Source organism: Lentibacillus daqui, assembly GCF_027186265.1.
GTDB lineage: Bacteria > Bacillota > Bacilli > Bacillales > Amphibacillaceae > Lentibacillus_C > Lentibacillus_C daqui.
The window spans coordinates 2,239,433-2,263,505 of record NZ_CP114176.1 but is presented as its reverse complement, the minus strand read 5'-3'; the positions used below and the strand labels follow the sequence as shown (position 1 = coordinate 2,263,505).

At 41.3% G+C, this 24,073-nt stretch carries 16 protein-coding genes; 9 read left to right on the top strand and 7 right to left on the bottom strand.

Going from position 1 to position 24,073, the window contains the following annotated elements:
• Nucleotides 1-17: 17 nt before the first annotated feature.
• A complete protein-coding gene (locus O2S85_RS11415) occupies nt 18-860 on the bottom strand; it encodes an aldo/keto reductase (RefSeq protein WP_269409463.1) in 843 nt (280 codons plus the stop codon).
• A gap of 284 nt (nt 861-1,144) precedes the next feature.
• On the opposite strand from O2S85_RS11415, the gene O2S85_RS11410 reads away from it, so the two are divergent.
• A complete protein-coding gene (locus O2S85_RS11410; protein WP_269409462.1) occupies nt 1,145-2,509 on the top strand; it encodes a TrkH family potassium uptake protein in 1,365 nt (454 codons plus the stop codon).
• 120 nt (nt 2,510-2,629) lie between these two features.
• Here the strand turns inward: O2S85_RS11410 and O2S85_RS11405 are convergent, their stop codons facing one another.
• From O2S85_RS11405 to pulA, 6 genes are all read right to left on the bottom strand, one after another.
• Nucleotides 2,630-4,594, bottom strand: coding sequence for an ABC transporter permease (locus tag O2S85_RS11405; protein WP_269409461.1), 1,965 nt, complete (start codon nt 4,592-4,594; stop codon nt 2,630-2,632).
• Complete coding sequence (locus O2S85_RS11400; protein ID WP_269409460.1) at nt 4,584-5,342, bottom strand: ABC transporter ATP-binding protein; 759 nt, start codon at nt 5,340-5,342, stop codon at nt 4,584-4,586. Before O2S85_RS11400 ends, O2S85_RS11405 begins: the two co-directional genes overlap by 11 nt.
• 102 nt (nt 5,343-5,444) lie before the next feature.
• Nucleotides 5,445-6,449 carry a sensor histidine kinase gene (locus tag O2S85_RS11395; protein WP_269409459.1) on the bottom strand — a complete coding sequence of 335 codons (1,005 nt, stop codon included), beginning with the start codon at nt 6,447-6,449 and terminating at the stop codon, nt 5,445-5,447.
• On the bottom strand, nt 6,442-7,137 hold the full coding sequence (locus O2S85_RS11390; RefSeq protein ID WP_269409458.1) for a response regulator transcription factor: 696 nt from the start codon (nt 7,135-7,137) through the stop codon (nt 6,442-6,444). Before O2S85_RS11390 ends, O2S85_RS11395 begins: the two co-directional genes overlap by 8 nt.
• A gap of 329 nt (nt 7,138-7,466) precedes the next feature.
• The gene (locus tag O2S85_RS11385; protein WP_269409457.1) at nt 7,467-8,573 is read right to left on the bottom strand and encodes a M24 family metallopeptidase; all 1,107 of its coding nucleotides are present in this window, start codon (nt 8,571-8,573) and stop codon (nt 7,467-7,469) included.
• Nucleotides 8,574-8,700: 127 nt separating this feature from the next.
• Nucleotides 8,701-10,824 carry a type I pullulanase gene (pulA, locus tag O2S85_RS11380; protein ID WP_269409456.1) on the bottom strand — a complete coding sequence of 708 codons (2,124 nt, stop codon included), beginning with the start codon at nt 10,822-10,824 and terminating at the stop codon, nt 8,701-8,703.
• 241 nt (nt 10,825-11,065) lie between these two features.
• Between pulA and glgB the strand changes: the two genes are divergently transcribed.
• The 8 genes from glgB (at nt 11,066) to O2S85_RS11340 (ending at nt 24,058) form a co-directional block, all read left to right on the top strand.
• The gene (glgB, locus tag O2S85_RS11375; protein ID WP_269409455.1) at nt 11,066-13,003 is read left to right on the top strand and encodes a 1,4-alpha-glucan branching protein GlgB; all 1,938 of its coding nucleotides are present in this window, start codon (nt 11,066-11,068) and stop codon (nt 13,001-13,003) included.
• Nucleotides 13,004-13,085: 82 nt separating this feature from the next.
• Nucleotides 13,086-14,258: a glucose-1-phosphate adenylyltransferase gene (locus O2S85_RS11370; protein WP_439649458.1), complete on the top strand. Its 1,173-nt coding sequence runs from the start codon at nt 13,086-13,088 to the stop codon at nt 14,256-14,258.
• Nucleotides 14,259-14,291: 33 nt separating this feature from the next.
• The gene (gene glgD / locus O2S85_RS11365) at nt 14,292-15,398 is read left to right on the top strand and encodes a glucose-1-phosphate adenylyltransferase subunit GlgD (RefSeq protein WP_269409453.1); all 1,107 of its coding nucleotides are present in this window, start codon (nt 14,292-14,294) and stop codon (nt 15,396-15,398) included.
• Between the two features lie 44 nt (nt 15,399-15,442).
• A complete protein-coding gene (gene glgA, locus O2S85_RS11360) occupies nt 15,443-16,912 on the top strand; it encodes a glycogen synthase GlgA (protein ID WP_269409452.1) in 1,470 nt (489 codons plus the stop codon).
• Between the two features lie 54 nt (nt 16,913-16,966).
• Entirely contained in the window at nt 16,967-19,378 is a 2,412-nt protein-coding gene (locus O2S85_RS11355; RefSeq protein WP_269409451.1) for a glycogen/starch/alpha-glucan phosphorylase, read from the top strand.
• Between the two features lie 324 nt (nt 19,379-19,702).
• Complete coding sequence (locus tag O2S85_RS11350; protein WP_269409450.1) at nt 19,703-20,245, top strand: helix-turn-helix domain-containing protein; 543 nt, start codon at nt 19,703-19,705, stop codon at nt 20,243-20,245.
• Nucleotides 20,246-20,278: 33 nt separating this feature from the next.
• A complete protein-coding gene (locus O2S85_RS11345) occupies nt 20,279-22,324 on the top strand; it encodes a hydantoinase/oxoprolinase family protein (protein ID WP_269409449.1) in 2,046 nt (681 codons plus the stop codon).
• On the top strand, nt 22,325-24,058 hold the full coding sequence (locus O2S85_RS11340) for a hydantoinase B/oxoprolinase family protein (protein ID WP_269409448.1): 1,734 nt from the start codon (nt 22,325-22,327) through the stop codon (nt 24,056-24,058).
• The last annotated feature ends 15 nt before the right edge of the window (nt 24,059-24,073 follow it).

Here is a 24,073-nt window from a genome sequence, read left to right as displayed (position 1 = left end):
ATTGGTGCGCTTTGTTTTTAAAATTCCTCATATACTGCAGGATCCTGATCGTTCATCCTGCCATCGGGTAGTGTTAATGCTGCAATGTCGTTCATGTCCGTTTCATCCAGCGAAAAATCAAAAATTGAAATGTTTTCACGTTGTCTTGCCGGTGATGCCGATTTCGGAATAGGGATGGTGCCAAGTTGATAATGCCAGCGTAAAATCACTTGGGAAACTGTTTTTTGATGTTTGTTGGCAATCGCTTGGATCCTGTCATTTTGCAAGACTTCATTTGCTCGGGCCAATGGACTCCAAGATTCGGTCTTCACGTCATTTTCCTCATGCCATTGTCGTTGTTTTTCCTGGTTGAAAAATGGGTGTAATTCAATTTGGTTCATGCTTGGTTTGACACCAGTCTCCTTTTCCAAACGTACAATGTGTTCCGGCAAGAAATTACAAACACCAATTGACCGAATCAAGCCCCATTTTTTCGCATCAATAAGTGCTTGCCAGGCCTCTACATAAATATCTTGTTTCGGATTGGGCCAGTGTATAAGATAAAGATCATAATAGTCCAGATTTGCCCGATACAAAGATTCTTGAATGGTAGTAACGGCTTTGTCATAGCTGTGATAACGGCCAGGTAATTTGGATGTAATTCGTAATTCTTCTCTTGGAACAGAACTGCGCCGGACAGCTTCACCCAGCGTTCCTTCATTTTCATAATTATACGCTGAATCAAGCAGGCGGTATCCCATATCGATTGCACTGCTTATCGCATTGGCGCCCTCATTTCCATTTAGTTTGTATGTACCAAGGCCAATAACTGGTAATGTGAGACCGTCATTAAGTGTGATCTCCGGAATTGATTTATTCATTATGAATCACTCCTTTTAATCTATGATAACATATGGAGTCAGACCTGACGCAATCATCCATGTTGAAAAAACTTTCCGAATCAGAAATACAGTCCAAATTGAACATAATACGGTCCGAAATGAAAAGAATAAGTCCAAGTTGAATAGAATACGATCCGAAACCTTTAAATCAGGATTTACTGCTTCTATCTAACCTATCCACCAAGGGTCAGCCCCAAAAAAGTAGTACTATTAATGAATCCTGCCTGTTATAATGAGGTTATATTTTTTAGGAGGGGCAGAACATGTTTTCCAAGCAGCCATTGATCCGACTAATGAATCGATTATCACCCGTACAATTAATCCTGCTTTTTTATCTCCTTGCTGTTATCGTATCCACACTCTTGCTTGCATTGCCGGTAGCACACAGGGATGGTGTTCACGTACCGTTTATCGATATTTTGTTTACGGCAGTGAGTGCGCTGAGTGTGACGGGACTGACAACGGTTAGTATTGCCGACACCTTTAGTACAACTGGATATATTCTGCTTTGCCTGATCTTGCAATTGGGCGGGGTAGGGGTGATGGCAATAGGAACTTCCATCTGGTTGTTATTAGGTAAAAAAATCGGATTGAAAGAACGTCGATTAATAATGACGGATCAGAATCAGACAACTTTTGAAGGAATGGTTCGTTTAATTAAACAAATTTTATTAGTAATTTTAACGATTGAATTTATCGGGTTTATCATAATGGGAACATATTTTTTGCAATACTTTCCAACTGCTGAAGAAGCGTATTTAAACGGTTTTTTCGGGGTGATTAGCGCTATAACCAATGGTGGTTTTGATATTACCGGGAATTCGCTCATCCTGTTTAAAGACGATTATTTTATCCAGTTTATTAATATATTGTTGATTATTTTTGGGGCTATCGGTTATCCGGTTTTAGTGGAGACAAAGGAATATTTGTTTTCCAGGTCGGGCAATCATCGTCGGTTTCGTTTTTCCCTGTTTACTAAAGTAACGACTATTACATTTTTTAGTTTAGTTGTTATCGGGACGATTTTTATTGCTTTGTTTGATTTAAACGGTTATTTTAGTGGTAAATCATGGCATCAGGTATTGTTTTATGCTCTATTTCAATCGGTGACAACCAGGAGTGCCGGGCTGTCTACGCTTGATGTCAGCCAATTGACGGAACCAAATCAGCTGTTCATGTCATTTTTAATGTTTATTGGTGCCTCGCCAAGCAGTTCAGGTGGAGGAATTCGGACGACCACATTTGCCCTGGTGATTATTTTTCTGATTACATTTGCCCGTGGCGGCAAAAATATTCGTTTGTTCAGACGTGAAATTCACGAAGAAGACTTGCAAAAAGCGGTCACCGTAACATTAATGGCGATCATTTTTGTTTATGGTTCAGTGCTGCTACTGTCTGTTTTGGAGCCATTTTCCACTTCAACACTTTTATTTGAAGTTACCTCGGCCTTTGGAACGGTCGGACTGTCACTTGGTATTACTGGAAAATTGACTGTCATAAGCAAGATTGTTTTGATGATCCTCATGTTCATTGGCAGGATTGGAATTATTACCTTTTTGCTGACGTTTAAGAAGAAGAAAAGTCCGGGGAATTACCATTATCCTAAGGAAAGGATTATTATTGGGTGATTATAGGTATTGCTGCTGAATTTGAAATGGAGCTAACAAGTGGGTAATCCGTATCGCTTACATCAATAGAGTTAGATTCCCCGCCACTTTAACGATTTAAAGCCGCGGGGGTCTGTCTCCTCATAAGGCTTCTTGAATAACTCGCTTATAATAAAGTACCGATAAGATACCGAAAATCGAGTACAGAACGGTATAAATGGCCATGACAATTACTGTTGGAGTAGCCATTTCTGTACCAAACAGGAACCAGCCCGATTTGACAGCAAAATAACTGTGTAACAGCCCAAGTACTAAAGGAATACCAAAGTTAAACAGCTGTTTATACCAAATGCCGCGGATTAAATCGCTCTGTGTAAAGCCAAGTTTGCGTAAAATGGTGTACGTTGACTTTTCCTCATCACTCTCATCCATCTGTTTAAAGTACAAAATACACCCAGATGTAATCAAAAAGGTTAATCCGAGAAAGCCGACGATGAACATGGTCAGTCCGGTAGCCTGTTTTTGCTCTGCCGTAGCCTTTGACTGGGAGCGGGAGCCATAACCGGATGCATCTGCATCTTGTTCATCAAGATTCATCTGCTCGAAAATGTTGTTAGCTTGCTGCAACGCTTTCCCGTCCACAACATCAATGCCAACATAGGTGCTGCCAAAAGTGCTTTGGATATCTTTGTCCAAATTTTGTTCCAATTGTTGGTAGACACTATCATCTACAACTGCAACGGGCCCGCCGAAAGAGAAGACCATTGGTAGAATGGCCTGATTTTGTACTTCCGAATAGTAGACATCAAAGGTATCCTTGGTATTCGAAAGTGTCAGTTTTCCTTTGTCTTTTAAGGAAATCATCTGTGCCGTAACATCACTGGTACCTGTAAGGACTGTCTCATCAGGCGAAACGTTAATCTTCTTTGTTGATTGATCACTGATGACGGTCATTTCGTTATCCTTGGGGTCGATATAAGAATTATCCGGAGCCAACTGTAATGCCTTGGTTAAGTCAGCACTTACCGTGATGAAATCAATTTTGTTTTTCTTGTAAGCTATGTTTTTTTGATCCAGTTCTTTTGTGAAACGATCTGCGTCTTCCTGACTCGGAATGGAAAAATCATTTGGTACCATTTGCTGTGCTAACTTTTCCGCTGAATAATAGGATATATAGGTTAGTGATAATAATCCGATCGCCAGTGCGGAAACGGTGGTAATTACCGTCAAAAGCAGCGCATTGGATTTCATGCGGAACATAATCGATGATAACGATAGTACATCGTTAATCGATAAATACCCTGCCTTGCTTTTGCGAATCAGCTGCAGGATAAAGCTTACTGATCCTTTAAAGAACAGGTACGTCCCAATAATTACCGAACCCAGGATACTGATCATGAGCAGAAACAAAGTGCCTGAATTCATGGTGTCACTGTCAAACAAAATGGTAGATAAATAATAGCCCAGAATAATCAGTCCGATTCCAAAAATACCAATCAGGATCTGGACAACTGACAGTTTCTTTACATTGTTTTCCGTTTTGGACCTTGCCTGAAATAGGGAAAGCACGCTCTGCCTCTTAATAAACAAATAGTTCATCAGCATAATAAACAAATAGATCACGAAAAACACAAGCAGCGTCTGGAACATCGCCTTCGCGGAAAATCCGAGTGTTGCAACCTGATTGATCCCGGTGATTTTAAAGAACACCATCTTCATGAGTTTTGACACGGCAAATCCGAAAAAGATCCCAATGACAATCGATCCAATATACAGCGTAAGGTTTTCCAGACTCAGAATGCGAAAAACTTTTCCCTTGGTCATACCGATCAGCTGGAATAAGCCAATCTCTTTACTTCTGCGTTTGATGAATAAGGTGTTTGCATATAATAGAAACACAGTAACTATGGCAATTAATAAAACGGATCCGGCATAAAGACCTGCTGACCCTTTTACAGAACTGGACGGGTCCTCCATTGCTGGATCATATTGTAAGGTGACAAAAGAAAAATACAGTGCCACACTAAAAACGAGTGCAAAAACATATAAGTAATAGTTACGAATATTTTTCTTTAAACTTTGCCAGATTAATCGATTAATGCTCATCGTGCACACCACCCAGGACGCCCTGTGTTTTCATAATATCTTTCAAAAAGGTCTCTCTTGTTCCATCCCCTTTATAGATTTGCGTATAGAAGGAACCATCCTTGATAAAAATCACCCGTTCCGAATAGCTGGCTGCGACCGGATCATGGGTAACCATCACAATAGTGGCTTCCCGGGTCTCATTTAAATGGTTCAGTTTGTTTAATAAATCCGATGCTGATTTGGAATCCAGCGCACCGGTCGGTTCATCAGCAAAAATGATGCTTGGTTCATGGATGAACGCGCGGGCTGCCGATGTACGCTGTTTTTGCCCGCCCGATAGTTCGTTTGGATATTTGCCCTTGATATCGTAAATGCCCAGTTCCTTTGCCACTTGCTCAAATGTTTGGTTTGCTGCTTTTTTCGATACGTTATTAATTGACAGTGGCAGGAGAATATTCTCTTTCACGGTCAGCGTATCCAGCAGATTATATTCCTGAAAGATAAAGCCCAAATGATTTTTTCGAAATGTGGCAAGCTGTTTATCCTTCATGGTGGTTAGTTCCTGGCCTTGAATGACAATGTTTCCCTGACTCACCCGGTCAATCGAGGAAAGGACGTTTAAAAGCGTTGTTTTCCCCGATCCGGATGCGCCCATGATACTTACAAATTCTCCTTTTTCTACGTTGATATCAATACCTTTTAAGACTTCCTGTTTATTAAATTTGTTTCCATAGCTTTTATGAATTTTGGTTGCTTGTAACATCATTACTTGTTCACTCCTTTTATCTGCCTGAATCTATGATAAGGAATTGCCGTTCTTTTTTCCTTTGATTCCCCGAACAATTCAAAAAGGCATGTGACATTCTCGTCACATGCCAGTAATAGCCACAAAATCATTTTTGCTCGGGAACGTTAAGGTAAAACTGGTGCCTTCACCGACTTTGGACTGGACGTCGATCTTGATGTGTAGCGGCTTTAAAGCGTTATTAACCAAATAAAGCCCCATACCGGAAGAAGCTGTATCATAATGGACCGTAGTGGATGTGAAGCCGCGATCAAAAATACGTGGTAGGTCCTTGCGATCAATCCCTCTTCCATGATCCCGAATAGTGAGCATGGCTTGGGATTGTTTCAGGTAACTTGTTATTGTTATATCATCGTTTTGTGTATATTTAATAGCATTAGTCAGCAGCTGTCGGATGATAAAGGCAAACCATTTCGCATCCGTTAATACCTCTTCTGCTTGTAAGGAAACATCAAAGCCAATCCCTTTGCGCATGCACCAAGACTGTAATGCTTTGATTTCCTGAAAAAGCAGGGGCTCCAGTTTCGTTTGTTCGATATACAAGTCGTTTTCCATATAAGGGATCCGTTTTTGATGAAGCTGTTGGTCGAGAAGGAGGTGGATACGCAACCATTCGTACCTTAATTGCTGTTTGACCTTTTTGTCCTCTACACGATCAATCATGAGCTGCATTGCGGTTAATGGTGTTTTTACTTCATGGATCCAAGATAGCAGTTCATCTTTTTCCTGTTCCAGTTTGGTGTTCTGTTGTGAAATTTTGTTTTTATAGGCTGTTGTTTGTTCGTTGAGTTGTTCGGCAACGATTTTCTCAAATGGACTTATTGGCTTATACATATCCGTTATATCATAATCCTTATCCCATGCTTGCAAGATTTTGTAAAAGGCCGTTTCCTTATGATAACGGACGATAGCAAATATCAGCAGAATAAGTGTCGATAAAAAGACGATATAGACAACGGACCGGATGGAGATGGACGGATCGATCGCGGCAATAAACAGCGCCAGCAACTGTAAGGCAATAAACAGGAGAATCCAGCTGCACCGCTCGATCAGATATTTTTTAATCATTCGCAAAAGGCACCTCTTTTGCCTTATAGCCCTGGCCAACCTTTGTCTCGATAAAGCCGCCTAATTTGATTTCACCCAACCGCTTTCGCAGCCGGTTCACATTTACAGTCAAGGTATTGTCACTAATGAAACGTTCGTCATCCCAAAGGCTTTGCATGATATCTTCCCGGGGAACTACCTCATTTTTACGTTCAATTAAAAATTGCAGGATGTACATTTCATTTTTCGTTAACTCAATCGTACCTTTATGGTTGGTAACCGTATTTTTGGTATAATCAACTGTAGCGTTATTCCATGTGCGCAGTTCCAATTGTTCAGCGTTGTAATTATAGACACGACGGAGGATTGCCTGTATTTTTGCAATTAGCACATCAAAATGGAATGGTTTCTGGACATAATCATCCGCACCAAGCTGCATGGACATAACCATATCGGTGGGATGGTCGCGTGACGATAAAAAGATAATGGGGACATTGGAGTGCGTCCGAATCATCCGGCACCAATGGAACCCATCGAATTTCGGTAATTGAATATCAATGATTACTAAATCCGGTTTAAGACTTGTGAAATTCTGCATAATATCGTTAAAGTCACGCACGCCATGTACTGCATAATTCCAACCTGCCAACCGTTCCTTTATTTCTTGAAACAGGCTTGTATCATCTTCAATTAGCATAATGTTAAACAATGGAATCCCCCGCTTTATGAATAATCCTTTGATTTCATTGTAGCAGGAGTTGTGTCAAATTGTATAGAAGTGATATGAAATGGAGTTGCAGGTTTTACGCGGGAGGCGGATTGCTTTGGTCGGGAGAAAATCACCTCAACATGGGAGACAGTACGTTTTAGTCGGGAGAGAAGCACTTTAACTCGGGAGACAGCCCGCTCTGGCCGGGAGAGAATTTAAAGTTGCTGTTATATTACAAAATTCAGAAAGCGAAGATGGCGTGTTTTATATATGAAAAAAACAGCTCCAGCCCATTACTATAACGGGCTGGAGCATTTAATATCTGCCAATTACAATATCTGCAATTCTCTAGGGAAAGAAGTCAATAATTCACCTTCACCATCTTCGTTAATATATACATTATCCTCGATTCGCACACCGCCAAAATCAGGGATATAAATGCCGGGTTCAATGGTAAACAGATATCCGCTCTCGGCAATTTGTTCATTATTTTCGTGAATGGATGGTTCTTCGTGCACCTCAATACCAAGGCCATGACCAATCCGATTATTAAAATACTTTCCATAGCCGCTTTTTTCAATCACGTTTCTTGCTTCAATATCAAACGTTTTTAGTGGCACACCAGCTTTGACAGCGTCGACGCCAACTTGAGTGGATTGCCGGACATACTCGTAAATTTCTTTTTGCTTGGCTGATGCTTCACCGATAACAAATGTCCTGGTAATATCGGAGCAATATCCTTCCGCAATCGTTACGCCCATGTCAATTAACAGGAAGTCACCATTTTGCAATTTGCGGTTACCCGGGGTTCCGTGTGGTAATGCTGAATTCTCACCGGATAATACAGTAGTTGAAAATGATGGACCTTCAGCACCAAATTTTTTCATGAGAAATTCCAATTCAGCGGTTAATTCCAGTTCAGTCATGCCCACTTTAACTTTCTTGATTCCTTCAGCCATTACTTTTTCAATAATATCGATCGCTTTTTGGGTATAGGTCAGTTCACTTCTTGATTTTTTCAATCGTTGTCCATTGATGAAAGGTTGAATGTCTTCGTATGTCGTCTCGGAAAAAACCGATTGCAAACGTTGGTGCTGGAACATACTTACCTTTTTCATTTCCAGTCCGAAAACCAAGGGTTCAGTGCTCAGTTTTTCCTGAAGTTTGGCGTACGGATCTTCTTCATCGGAAATCGGAATAATGTTTTTAATAAACGAATCATTAGCGGCGATTTCCTTATCCAATGCAGGAACGAAAAGGATAAATTCCTGTTTCAGGTTGTCAATTACCAAAGCCATAAACCGTTCATGCGGTTCAGAATTAAATCCGGTATAGTAAAATACATTTGCCGGTGTGGAGATCATGGCCACATCGATGTTGTTTTCTTTTAAATGATTCTGCAATGCGTCCAATCTTGTTTGATAGTTAATTGTCATACAAATTGTCCTCCTTTATCTCTAGGTACTAGTATAACATGTGAGATTCATACCACGGTAGCATTCTGTTGTCGTAACTCTCCCGTCCTCAAGCGGGTTCTCTCAAGTTTGAGCATCCGCAAAAATCCTAAACAATTTTCACTTGCCGCATGAGAACAATCAGTTCATAGGGTCCAATCGTTGTAACTTCGCCCTCTATGTACTGAGTTTCTTTCTCTTTGTTGTTGGTTACCAAGGTCTGCCACCTGCCATTTGAGGGGAGGAGCACCTGGTACGTTGCTTCATCAGGATTCACATAGATGGAAAAATTCCGGGCATCTCCAAGCAGCGTAAAGCCAAATACCGGGGCAGGTGTCGTCAAAATATGCAGCCGCCTGTTAATCTCTTGTTTGGAAACTAATCGGAACACAGGATATTGCTTCCTAAGTGCAATTAATTTTTTTACATAAGAAATATTATCCTGCTGTTTCTCCCGTTCATGCCAATCCAGCTGGTTAATGTGATCTCCTGACCGATAGCTGTTTTCATCTCCAGCTTTTGTCCGGAACCATTCCTGCCCGGCATGAAGAAAGGGTACTCCCTGGCTTAGCAAGGTAACACCGGTAGCCAGCTGGTGCATTTTCCGGCGCACTGTTTCCGTATTCCCGCTATTGGTGAGTTCCAGCCGGTCCCATAATGTATGGTTATCGTGGCATTCCACATAATTGACCGTCTGGGTTACATCAGCGACAAAGGGTTGCCCGAACTTCTCCAGTGCCGATCCAGATACAAGGTGGGGAAGTCGTTCGATAAATTGTCCCCGTCCATTGGCAAAACCTTGATCGTTTGTGTTGAATAAACTTCCTTTTAATGAATCACGGAAAAAATCATTGAAAAATCGAACACCTTTTAATTGCCCGGAATGTACAGAAGTGGCCAGCCTGTCAGGGTTGATTGCGGTCGGAAGTGTCCAGCCTTCACCTAGCAGCATAACCGGTATCTCCTCTTGTTCGCAGCGTGTTCGGATTTCTGTCATTGTATCAATATCAAGTGCTCCCATTAGATCAAACCGGAAACCGTCCACTTTATATTCATCAAGCCAAAAATCAATAGAATCGATAATAAATTTGCGGGCCATGATCCGCTCCGATGCAAAATCATTTCCCACACCGGTTCCGTTGCTTACATGACCATTGTCATCATAACGGAAATAATAACCGGGTACAAGCTGTTCAAAAGGTGAAGTTGGCATATAAAAAACGTGATTATAGACAACATCAAAAATGACAGCAATTCCTTCCTCATGAAATGCCTGAATCATTTGCTTGCATTCCTTCACTCTTGCCTCAGGAACATCAACTCTGGTCGCATAACTTCCCTCGGGAACCTGAAAATAAAGTGGATCATACCCCCAGTTATAACCACTATTTGGATTTAATTCATCCACACGGGCAAAGTCATTAATCGGCATTAGCTGAACATGGGTAACACCAAGATCCTTTATATAGGAGAGCCCTGTCGAAAAACCTTTTGAAGTTGTTGTGTTTTTTTCCGTAAGCCCTAAAAATTTCCCCTTATGTCGGACACCACTGTCATGCATGATCGTTGCATCTCTGACATGCAGTTCGTAAATGATCGCGTCCTGAAGCTGCTTGATTGGTGGCCGTTTTGTTGTTTGGAAATTCTTTGGCTCGGCAGCTTTCATATTCATGACGACACTTTTCTCGCTATTCGCAAGCATTGCCTTCGCATAGGGATCATTAACAATGGTTGTCTTCCCGTTTACCGTCACTTCGTATTGATAAGCCGCACCATCCCAGTCGCCTTTCACTACGGTTTCCCAAACACCAGCGTTACTTCTAATTAACGGATGTCTGTTACCCTTAAGCCATAAGGTTACTACAGTTGCGGTGGGGGCCCAGACAGAAAAAGCGGTCTGATTACGTGAATAGTCCGCCCCAAGTTTTGCATGTATATCGGTATAATTGTGTTCAAACCAGTCTGTGCGTACAATCGCCCCCGGGTAAACCGGCATTTCCGCGTCTCCCCATTGAAGCACCAGTTCCTCACCCAGTGGCAATGCTTCAAATAAAACCATATTCACCTTCGCCTCGCCAGTTGGAGTTGGTCCTTCCAACATTAAAGAAAAATATTTTTCTTTTTTCCGCCAGTAAATAACAGGGGCTGCCTCTGAATGAATCAATGTTTCTATATTTTCACAGGTGAACGTAATTCTAAAAACATCATCTATCCATGCCATACCATTTACCACAAACCTTACCCCCGCTTCCATTCATCTCTATCAATAGTATATGTCCATCCCATTTAACTGTAAACTTTAAGCAAGGACGCTAAACTAAAATGACTCGACAACAATCGACAAAACTAGTCGAACTTTGTAACTAATATTCTGAACAATATAAAGGAAATTATGGTATAATTGAACCAAGCATGATGAACAGTAATCGGGCATGATCTGATCCAATTTTAGGCTCAGGAAGGCGGTGTTACCAATGAGCTATTCCATTTCTGAAGAAGACCTGTATCTGTTTCACCAGGGAACAAATTACTATAGCCAGCAGTTGCTCGGTTGCCGCGAAATTTTATGGGAAAACAAGCGAGGGTATCGTTTTGTGGTTTGGGCGCCACACGCGAAGGAAGTCCGGGTTGTGGGGGACTTTAATGATTGGCAGGGCGACCGGCACGTATTGCGACGGATTACCGATCAAGGTGTCTGGGCAGGATTTTTCACTGGTATTCCGGAAAATACGCCATATAAATATGAAATACAGCCACAAAATGGAGCGTCGTTTATGAAAGCAGACCCATATGCCAGGACAGCTGAAGTTCGCCCGGCAACAGCATCTTTGACTCCAGCAACCTCAACATATAATTGGAATGATCAACAATGGCAGGAAGGAAAGAAAACATACAACCCGCATACAGCGCCAATTTCCATTTATGAAGCTCACTTGGGAACGTGGAAGACAAAGCAAGTGACAAAACTAAAACCATGGGAAACAAAGGATGCCGAAGAATTTTATACGTACCGGGAACTTGCTCATGAACTAATACCATATGTCAAAACGCTTGGATTTACCCATATTGAGTTGCTTCCACTTGCGGAACATCCCTTTGATCGGTCGTGGGGCTACCAGATTACCGGCTATTTCTCAGTTACATCCCGTTACGGTTCTCCCGATGATTTTAAATATTTCGTTGATCAATGTCATATACATGGGATCGGGGTGATTATGGACTGGGTTCCAAGCCATTTTTGCAAAGACGCATTCGGACTCCGGCAATTTGATGGGGAACCTTTATATGAATACAGCGACCCGCAAAAAGCAGAAAAAAAGGGATGGGGGACACTTGCTTTTGATTATGGACGTCCGGAAGTGCAAAGCTTTCTTATTTCCAATGCCCTTTTCTGGCTGGAGGAATACCACATAGACGGTTTACGGACAGATGCGGTGGCCAGTATGCTATATCTGAATTTTGGCAAGTCCGATAACGAGGTGAAAATTTTCAACACCTATGGGGGAGAAGAAAATCTCGAAGCCTATGCATTTATCCGCAAGCTGAATGAAGTCGTTTTTAGCCATGAACCGAATACATTGATGATGGCCGAGGACAGTTCGGATGTGCCGCTCGTTACTGCACCAACATACAAAGGTGGCCTCGGATTTAACTTTAAATGGAATATGGGCTGGATGAATGACATGCTGGATTATATGGAAAAAGATCCGGTTCATCGCAAGTGGCATCATAACCAGCTGACATTCTCGTTTATGTACACCCATTCGGAAAACTTTCTGCTTCCGCTTTCGCATGACGAGGTTATTCATGGAAAAAAATCATTACTCGATAAAATGCCCGGTGATCAGTGGCAGCAATTCGCCAATTTGCGATTGTTATACGGCTATATGATGGCACATCCCGGTAAGAAACTGTTATTTATGGGCGGGGAGCTGGCACAATATGCCGAATGGAAAGACCTGGAGGAACTTGACTGGCATTTGTTGGAATTCCCGCTTCATTATCAAATGCAGCAATACGTCAAGACGCTGAATCATTTCTATCGGGACCATCCGGCGTTTTACGAACTCGATCACAGTCCGGAGGGTTTCTTATGGATCGATCCGCATAACATCGAGCAAAGTATCATCGCCTTTTGCAGGAGAAGTTCGAATCCCCGGGAGGAACTGATCATTGTCTGCAATTTCACACCGAATGTACATTATGACTATAAAGTGGGTGTTCCTGAATCGGGTATATATGAGGAAATTTTTAATTCCGATGCAGTAGACTTTGGAGGATCCGGTCAAACAAATGGAGACAAGCATTTCAGTTACCCCGAGAAATGGCATGGTGAATTGCAACATATCAAGGTTAAAATCCCCCCTTTAGGAGTTGCGATTTTTAAAAGAAAAACGAAAGACTGCATTTAGCGGTGCATGGACGGAACGAAAAGGAAGTGCTTGGGTCTGGTGCATGTTGGAACGAAACAAAATATAAATCAGGAGGCGTCAAATTGTGAAAAACTGTGTTGGGATGCTACTTGCTGGTGGAGAGGGAAAACGCCTTGGTGCCTTAACCAAAAATCTGGCCAAACCGGCTGTTCCATTTGGAGGGAAATACCGGATTATTGATTTTACATTAAGTAACTGTGTCAATTCCGGCATGCAGCATGTCGGTGTGATGACACAATATTCTCCCCTCGAGTTAAACCGCCATATTGGTAACGGAGAGGCATGGGATTTGAATCGCATGGATGGTGCCATGACCGTGCTATCCCCTTATACAGAAAGGAATGGTGGGGACTGGTATAATGGAACTGCTGATGCCATTTATCAGAATACTCATTTTATTGATGAGCATGACCCGGAATATGTCCTGGTTATCTCTGGTGATCATATTTATCAAATGGACTATGGTCAACTTCTTGAACAGCATAAACGTACAGGGGCGGATGCAACCATTTCTGTCATGCCTGTTGCCTGGGAAGAAGCCTCAAGGTTTGGTATTTTGCACACATTGGATAATGGACGTATTTATGAATTTGCGGAAAAACCGGAACACCCCAAAAGTAATCTGGCATCGATGGGAATTTATATGTTCACATGGAAAGTATTGAAATCCTATCTGCAACAAGATGCCAATAACGAATACTCCAGTCATGATTTTGGCAAGGACATTATCCCGGCGATGTTGGGTGATGAATGCCATATGTATGCCTATCAATTTACGGGTTACTGGAAAGATGTCGGAACCGTTCAAAGTTACTGGGAAGCCAATATGGATCTGCTTGATGAAGATCTGCAACTTAGCTTAAATAATAAAAATCGCCGTGTCTATTCCAATGAGTCGAATATCCCGCCCGAGTATATCGATGAAACTGCGGAAGTGACTTATTCACTCATTAATTCCGGTTGCTGGATATGCGGTAAGGTTGACAGCTCCGTTTTATTTGAAAATGTGAAAATAGGCAAGGGTTCAAAGGTATGTCGATCGATTCTGCACCCAGGAGTTACAGTGGGGGAAAACGTTACACTGGAGCGCGTGATTGTCAAGGAAAACACGGAAATTCCGGCTGGTACACATATTTCTATCAGTGCCGATGAAGAGCCGCTCGTCATTGATCAACATTCACTTGAGCACATAGAAGCTACCTTGGAGAAAGATGAAGAAGAACTTTATTCATAATACACATATCAAAAACCCGGAGGAGGGCAACACATGGAAACGATGATGGGGCTTATCAATCTTGGTCATGAACACCACTTTTTTCACGAATTAACTTATTTCCGAAATGGAGCTACTATTCCATTTGCAGGAAAATATCGTTTGATCGACTTTCCGCTTTCCAACATGAGAAATTCGGATGTAGAGGAGATTGCTATTTTCGTTCCCAACAAATACCGTTCATTGATGGATCATCTTGGATCAGGTGGTGACTGGGGCGTGGGACGCAGACATGGTGGATTGTTTATCCTGCCGCCGGATTGGAATGATCCGTCTGATATTTCAAAAGGGGATTTGCGCTTTTTCCATAACAACCGAGATTATTTTGAACGTGGAAAATCATCCTATGTACTTGTCAGTGGCAGTCAGTTTATTACAAATACCGATTATCACGATGCATTTATCGCACATCTTCAAAGCGGGGCAGATGTGACATTAATTACAACTAACATAGAAGAACTGAATAAAGAACATGATTCCCGATTCCGAATTGAGGCTGATGCGGATGGCTGGGTTAAAGACCTTACAAATGACAAGCAAAATTCCAAGCTGTTTACCGGCGTTTATATTATTAATAAGGCATTGTTGCTGGAATTGACTGATCAATGCATTGCGCATCATAAGGATCACTTTTTTGTTCATGGGATTAAAGATAATCTGCAGGATTTGAAAGTGAAAACATTTGAAAATAAAGGATATGGTGCGTTTGTCGATTCGATTGAAAGTTTTTACCGGCACAACTTGAATCTGCTTCAGGCGGATAATTATCGGGCACTTTTTTATAAAAAACCATTTATTCGAACCAAAATTGGTAACGAACCACCTGCCAAATATCGTCAACATGCACAGGTGAAAAAGTCAATTGTCGCCAATGGCTGTGTAATTGAGGGCAATGTAGAGGGCAGTGTACTGTTCCGTGGTGTTTCAGTTACGGAAGGCGCAACCGTAAAAGACTCGATTATTATGCAACGCTGTACGATTGACTCGGGTGTTCATCTGGAAAATGTCATCCTTGATAAAGATGTACATGTGACAGCGAATCAGCAGTTGATCGGTTCCAAAGAAAAACCGTACGTAATCGCCAAAAATAGAGTGCTGTAACGGGATCGCAGCATGGTCAAAGTTAGCGCGAAGGAGTGAGACCAATGGAAAAAGTATTATTTATTGCTTCAGAATGTACGCCATTTGTAAAAACGGGAGGACTCGCAGATGTAGTTGGCTCACTGCCGCAAGCACTGCAAAAAAATGAACAGATGGAAGTACGTGTGATCCTTCCCCTGTACGATGAAATTGACAGCCAATGGCGGGAAAAGATGGTGTATGAAACCTCGGTTAATGTTACGTTTGGCTGGCGAAATCAAGAGGCACAAATCTATACGCTGAAAAACAGAAATATAGTGTATTACTTTTTGGCAAACGATTATTATTTTACGAGAAAAGGCATATACGGCTATTATGATGATGGAGAGAGATTTGTCTTTTTCAGCCATGCTGTTATCGAGGCCTTGAAACATCTGGAGTATGAGCCGGATATTCTGCACGCCCATGACTGGCAGGCCGCACCGGCTGTAGCACTGGCAAAAATCAAGCAGCCTGCAGCACATATGAAAACCGTTTTTACCATTCATAATATTAAATATCAGGGTATCATGCCACTTGATATTTATGGGGATTTTTTTGACTTGCCTCGTGAGCATATTGCCGGATTTGAGTGGAATGGTATGCTAAATTGCATGAAAAGCGGTCTGTTCCACGCAGATAAAATTACGACGGTAAGCCCAAGCTATGCAGAAGAAATCAAAGACCCTTACTTTGGGGAAGGACTGCATTCGCTGCTCCAGCAAAGAGCGGACGATTTAACTGGTGTAATTAATGGGATTGATACACGTGAATATAATCCATTGACAGATCCAAATATTTTAGTGAATTATCGATCCGCCAGAGCCAAAAAGCGGGAAAACAAAGTACTGCTCCAGGAAAAGCTTGGCCTGCCGATTGCCGGGGAAAAGCCGGTTTATACCATCATCACCAGGCTCGTCGAACAAAAGGGACTGCACTTACTTGAACATATACTGGATGAATTTCTGGAAGAAGACGTTCAGCTGATTATTCTTGGAACAGGAGATCCGGAATTTGAAGACTATTTTGCAGCTGCGGCCGACCGTCATCCGGATAAGTTGAAAACATTGCTTACCTTTGACGAAGGACTGGCAAGAAGATTGTATGCCAGTGCCGATTTCTTTATCATGCCATCCAAGTTCGAACCGTGCGGGCTTTCACAGCTTATATCCCTGCAGTATAAAACCGTGCCAATCGTCCGTGAAACCGGTGGATTGCGGGATACGATCCAGCCATTTAATGAAGTGACAGGGGAGGGAAATGGATTTAGTTTTTCCAATTACAATGCCCATGAGCTATTGGCTGTGCTTCGTTACAGCCTGGACATTTACCACAATCCGGAGCAATGGGAACAATTGTCTGGCAATGTCAACAAAAGCCAGTTCAGCTGGAAAGATTCCGCACATCATTATGCTAACCTTTATCACGTATTAACGGGCAGTAATACTTCACGTCAAGAATTTGAGGATGATTCGAGAATAAAAAGTGGGGGATAAACTGCTATTAAATTCCTGATTGGTAACATCCTCTTGAAGGAGTGGAAAACGTAAATGGAAATCACCGTAAAAGTATTTTCTGAAAAATTGCTGGATGAATTGAAAAAAGAAACCGAAAAAGATATATCTGAAGCAGAAGATAAAGAGATTTATGGTGCGATTACCAAGATTGTCAATGAAGAAATCATGCCACAATGGCGGGAAACAGAACAAAAATATGCGAAAAAGAAGTGTAAACAAGTATACTATTTATCGATGGAATTTCTCATCGGCAGTCTGCTCAAGAGTAACCTTCTCAACTGCGGACTGCTTGATACTGCGAATAAGGCGTTAGAGAATCTTGGACTCAATCCAGAACATATTTATGCCCAGGAACATGATGCAGGGCTTGGTAATGGAGGCCTGGGGCGGCTTGCAGCATGTTTCCTTGATTCATTGGCATCGCTTCATTACGGTGGTCACGGTTACGGCATCAGGTACCGTTTTGGTTTGTTCGAGCAGCGCATTATCCACGGAAATCAGGTCGAATTACCCGATAATTGGCTGAAAGATACATATCCGTGGGAAACCAGAAAAGCGAACGAAGCAGTTTGTATTCATTTCCGTGGTGACGTTCACATGTTTAAAAAACCGGACGGCAACTTGGAGTTTAAACATGAAAATACAGATCAGGTGCTGGCCGTTCCTTACGATATTCCGATTGTCGGCTATAAAAATGAGGTTATTAATACATTAAGGCTATGGAGTGCTGAGCCCGCAGTGGGTGAAACAGCGTATCTGGAGAATGAATATGATGAACTAGAACACCAGCATTCGATTGAGCAGATTTCCGGATTCCTGTACCCGGATGATTCACAATACGAAGGAAAGGAATTACGCCTGAAACAGCAATATTTCCTTGTCTCAGCCAGTTTGCAAAATATCATTCGGCATTACAAGGAAACAAACCGTCGATCACTTAAGTATTTGCCCGAAAAGGTTGCCATCCAAATCAATGATACCCATCCAACACTGGCCATCCCGGAATTGATGCGTATTCTGATGGATCAGGAAAACTTTAGCTGGGACAATGCCTGGAAGGTAACTACAAAAGTGATTGCCTACACAAATCATACAACCTTAAGTGAGGCATTCGAAACCTGGCCAGTGGATATGGTTCAAAGGCTGATGCCAAGAATTTATATGATTATTGAGGAAATAAATGAGCGGTTTTGTCAGGGAATCTGGTTTGATCATGAGGAATTGAGAGACAACATTCCGCAAATGGCAATTATCGCCGATGGACTGGTGCATATGGCCAGACTTGCCATTGTCGGCAGTTTCAGTGTCAACGGTGTGGCTTTCTTGCATACGGAAATTCTCAAAAACCAAGTAATGAAGGATTTTTATACGGTGTTTCCGGAACGTTTTAATAATAAAACAAATGGCATTACCCACAGACGCTGGCTATTGCAGGCAAATCCCAACTTGTCCGCATTGATTACCGAGACAATCGGATCCCATTGGGTTAAACGGCCGAAACAGTTGATTAGTTTACTTAAATATTCACGAGATAATATGTTTCTTGAAAAAGTGGATCAGGTCAAGCAGGAAAACAAACGTATGTTAACGCAGCTTATATATGAACGTACGGGCATTGCAGTAGATAAGGATTCAATTTTTGACGTGCATGTGAAGCGACTCCATGAATATAAACGGCAGACGCTGAAGGTTTTTCACATTCTTTATTTATATAATGAATTAAAAGCAAACCCGGACATGGATATTACCCCCAGGACATTTATTTTTGGTGCCAAGGCAGCACCGGGCTATTATCTGGCTAAAGAAGTTATCAAATTGATTAACAAAACTGCTACCATTGTTAATAATGATCCGGATATCAGGGATAAGCTGAAAGTTGTCTTTCTGGAGAATTACAATGTGAGTCTAGCCGAACGAATCATTCCGGCAACAGACATCAGCGAGCAAATTTCCACAGCCGGTAAAGAGGCGTCAGGAACGGGCAATATGAAGATGATGATGAATGGTGCACTAACAGTAGGAACACTGGATGGCGCGAATGTGGAAATAAAAAAGGCAGTCGGTGACAATAATATATTTATTTTTGGTCTGACCGCTGATGAGGTGCATAATTATTATGCACGTGGCGATTATCGTGCAATGGATTTATACAACAGTGATGAACGGGTTAGAAAAATATTGGATCAGTTAAATCATGGATTCGGTTTTGAAGAAATGGAGTTTAAAGACATTTACTATAACATTCTTTATCATAATGATCCGTATTTTGTTTTGAAAGATTTTGAACCGTATTTGGAAATGCATGAATATGTGGAACAAGTTTACCGTGATCGATTCAAATGGCTGCATATGAGTCTGACCAATATCGCCTATTCCGGAAAATTCTCCAGCGATAGAACGATTCAAGAATATGCGGCGGAGATATGGAAGATTAAACAGGTATAATGGGAAAGCCCTACTGGTTGATTTGTGACCGGTGGGGCTTTTTTCTAAAGTGTGTATCATGTGGCATTTCTTTAAGAGGATGTTCAATAACGAGAGAAAAATATAAGTACCTTGAATAGCTGCTGGCTGTTCAAGGTTTCTTTGGTTGGAATACATGGATTTGATTGGGAAGAGTATCTTTATAAAATTTTTTAACAACAATAAAAAATAATAAATATTTCTTTTAATTCTATAAAATTTGTGCTAGTATAATAACAAATGAAGTGGAGGTGTAAATATTCTAATTTCACTGTAATTCTAATTACATGAAAATAATGTAAAATAATGGAAAATATTCACAAGAAAATCAAAAATCTCAGATTGGAAAATGAAATGACGCTGAAGGACTTGAGTGAACAAACTGGGCTTTCCGTTAGTTTCTTATCACAAATTGAACGGGGATCGTCATCACTTGCCATAACCTCTTTAAAAAAAATCGCTGACGCATTAAATATTCACATTACGTATTTTTTTGAAGAGATCGAAAATCATAATTATGCGTTGCATAAAGAGGAGCAAAAACAATTTAAATTAGAGGGTTCTGACATCGTACATGCTCGCCTGGCGGGAAAGTTTCCTGATCGTAAAATGGAACCAATGATGGTTACAATACCTCCAAATAAGCTGTACACAGAAAAATATAGTCATCCCGGAGAAGAATTTTATTATGTGGTAAAAGGTGTGGTCATTTTTAAAGTTGACGACAAAGAATATATATTAAATTCCGGTGATTCCATTCATTTCCCATCAGAAAAGGAGCATGAATGGAAAAATCCAACGAATGAAGAAGCTCTATTAGTAAGCGTTTTAACACCAGTGATATTTTAGGTAATTTTATTTTTATAGGGAAGGGTGGAAAACATGAGAGTAGCAACAGATATTGGAGGAACATTTACAGACTTGGTATATGTGGACGACAACGGGCAAGTTGAAGTTGCCAAGAGTCATACAACTCCGCCGAACTTTGAAAAGGGAGTTATTGATGTCATTGATAAAAGCAATATTGATAAAAAAGAAATCTCCACGTTTATTCACGGCACAACGGTTATTATCAATGCGTTAACAGAGAGAAAAGGAGCTAAAACAGGGTTAATTACGACAAAAGGATTTAGGGATGTTTTGGAAATAGCACGTGGTAATCGTCCTGATTTATTCAATATCCGCTATAAGAAACCTGAACCGTTTATTGAGCGACACTTAAGAAAAGAAGTCAATGAGCGCCTTAATTATAAAGGTGAAGTTCTAACGCCTTTAGATAATGAACAAATTAAAGAGATCGTTGAGTACTTTAAGAAGGAAAAAGTTGAAGCGATTGCAGTCGCTTATTTACATTCTTATGTGAATCCGGAACACGAGAAACAAACCGTACAAATGATTAAAGAACTATGGCCGGAAGTTGCGGTGTGTGCTTCATATGAAGTAACGAAAGAATGGCGCGAGTATGAACGAACGAATACAGCAGCATTAAATGCATATGTACAACCAGCAGCCGCCACATACGTTAATAAACTCTATAATGAATTGACCAAATTTAATACAAATAGTACCAATTTTATTATGCAATCAAATGGCGGCACGACAACATTTGAAGAATCTAAAAAAGTACCAATTAATATGGTAGAGTCTGGACCTGTTGCTGGAATTTATGGTGCCGCTGTGCTGGGAGAGCTGATAAACGAGAAAAATATTATCGCATTTGATATAGGTGGTACGACAGCCAAATGTTCACTTATTGAAAATGGTGAAGTAAAGGTATCAACGGATTATTATATTGAACGAAATGATCGAAATGCTGGATATCCTATTAAGGCACCTGTAGTAGATATTGTTGAGATAGGAAACGGCGGGGGGTCGATTGCCTGGTTGGATGAAGCTGGATCCTTAAAGGTTGGTCCCGAGTCAGCTGGAGCTGTTCCCGGTCCGGTATCCTATGGTCAGGGTGGTACAGAACCTACGACAACAGATGCTAATCTATTAACAGGCAGACTTTCGGCCAAAAATTTCGATTATGATGTAGATTTAAATTTGGTTAGAGACGTTATTCAAGATAAAATTGCCAACCATTTTGAAATGACTGCTGAAGAAGCAGCACTCGGCATTATAAGAATAGCAAACTCCAATATGCTGAATGCGTTAAAATTGATATCCATCAGAAAAGGCCACAATCCGCAAGATTTCACTTTAGTCGCATTCGGTGGTGGTGGATCCATGCATGCTCCTGCACTTGCGAAGGAATTAGGTGTTAAGAAGGTGGTTATTCCAATCGCATCACCAGTATTCTCAGCTTGGGGCATGTTAATGAGTGACCTTCGTCATGATTATATCAAAACATATATCAAGCGAATGAATGAGTTGGATCTAAATGAAATGATGGCACAATGGGACACGATTGAAAGCGAGGCATATGAGCAATTTACTAATGAAGGTATTCAAAAAGACGATGTTGTATTCCAGCGTTTTGCTGATATGCGTTACTTGGGACAAGAACATACGGTGAAAGTACCTGTTCCAGCTGGAAATTGGACAGATGAACAAATGCATGCAATTATTCAAGCATTTCATCAGCTTCATGAACAAAATTATACGTTTAGGTTGGAAGATACAGAAACGGAAATCGTAAATATACACGTCACTGCTTTCGGAAAAGTACAAAAGCCGGTCATTCAGAAATTGGAACGTAATACAACACTAGAAGATGCAAAAATTGAAACCAGAAATGTATACTTTGAAGATCCAAAAGGCTGGATGCAAACGGATGTTTATAAACGCGAATTGTTACCTGTTAATGAACCGATTCATGGACCAGCAATTGTTGAGGAAAAAGCAGCAGTTACCGTTATTTATCAAGGGCAAACATTGATGGTGGATGACTATGGTAACTTAATAATCGAAACAGGGGCGAGATAAATGTTGTTAAATGAAACAAAAGTCGATCCATTTACATTGGAAATTGTAAAAGACTCATTGCTTGCTACTGGAGATGAAATGTTTATTGCGTTAGCGAAAACTTCGATGAGTCCAATCATATATGAAGTATTGGACTATGCAAGTGGGTTAACAGATGCAAAGGGACAGTTGTTGACGCAAGGTAATGGAGTTACAGGGTTTATCGGGATGTTATCTTTTATGGTTAAGCAAACCCTGAAAAAATATGGTGAGAAAGGTGAATTGAAGCCGGGAGATATTATTGTGATCAATGATCCATATGGTGGTGGAGGTTCCCACCTATCAGATGTTGGGTTAGTTATGCCGATATTTTATGAGGATGAACTGATCGCCTTTTCTGCAAATAAGGCACACTGGACGGAAGTAGGCGGGAAAGATCCAGGTTCGTTCACCAATGATTCAAGGGATATTTTTCAGGAAGGTTTGCAGTTCCCGTCGATTAAATTATTTGATGGTGGTCAACTAAATCAAGGGCTTGTCGAAATTATTCAGGCAAATGTTCGCTTCCCGGATTTGTCGCTTGGTGATATGTGGGCACAGGTTGCAGCGTTAAAAACCGGTGAACGACGGGTGAAGGAAATTTGCGACAAGTATGGAAAAGAAACGGTTCTTGCAGCCATTGAGAATCAATTGGACCATGGCGAAACGATATCGAGACAGGAGCTTAAAAAATTACCAAAGGGAACATTTACTGCGGAAGGTTTTGTCGAAACAGACGGGATTGGCAATGGTCCTTTTCCTATCCAAGTGAAAGTGACGATAACAGATGAAGAATTCATTTGTGATTTTAGGGGAAGCAGTCCACAGGTTCCAGGCCCTGTTAATTGCTCGTTTACTGGTCTGGCATCTGCAGTCCGAACCATTTTTCTTGCCATAACCAACCCGGACCAAAATGTAAATGACGGTGTATTTAGACCATTAAAAATCATTGTAGATGAAGGATCCATTATGTCGGCTGAACGGCCTGCTCCAACATCGAACTATTTTGAAACAATGCTTGGATGTACGGATTTGATTTGGAAATCTTTAGCGCCGCACATACCACATCGACTTGCGGCGGCACACTTGTTATCCGTTTGTTCCGTGACCTTATCAGGATCACATCAAGATACGAATGAACCATTTTTGATTGTAGAACCATCTGTTGGCGGCTGGGGTGGAGCAGATGGTCAAGATGGAGCGAGTGGTCAGTTCTGTGTATTGGACGGAGAAACCTACAATGTACCAGTTGAAGTTGCAGAAACCCGATATGGCGTCATGCTTGATGAGTACAGTTTACGGATTGATGGTGCCGGTGCTGGTGAGTATATTGGCGGGAAGGGTGTTATTCGATCATATCGGGCTATGTCGGACGATCAGGAAGCTACGATCACCTATGGACGTAATCAGTATCGTTTATGGGGAACAGGTGGCGGTTTAGACGGATCCGTAAATGAGTTCTATATTCATAAAGCAAATGGGGAATTAGACGGTCCTTATGGTGTTTATCCCCGCTATAAATTGCAAAAAAATGATGTATTGAAATTAATGACTGCTACAGGTGGCGGGTATGGCGATCCATTGAAAAGGCCAGCCGAACAAGTTGCGAAAGATGTCAAGAATGAATATTTCACCGTGGAAGAAGCGAAAACATTGTTTGGTGTGGAAGTTGACCCGACAACCTTTGCATATCAAGAACTAGAAGCTAGAAAGTAACACTGGAAAAGGGGA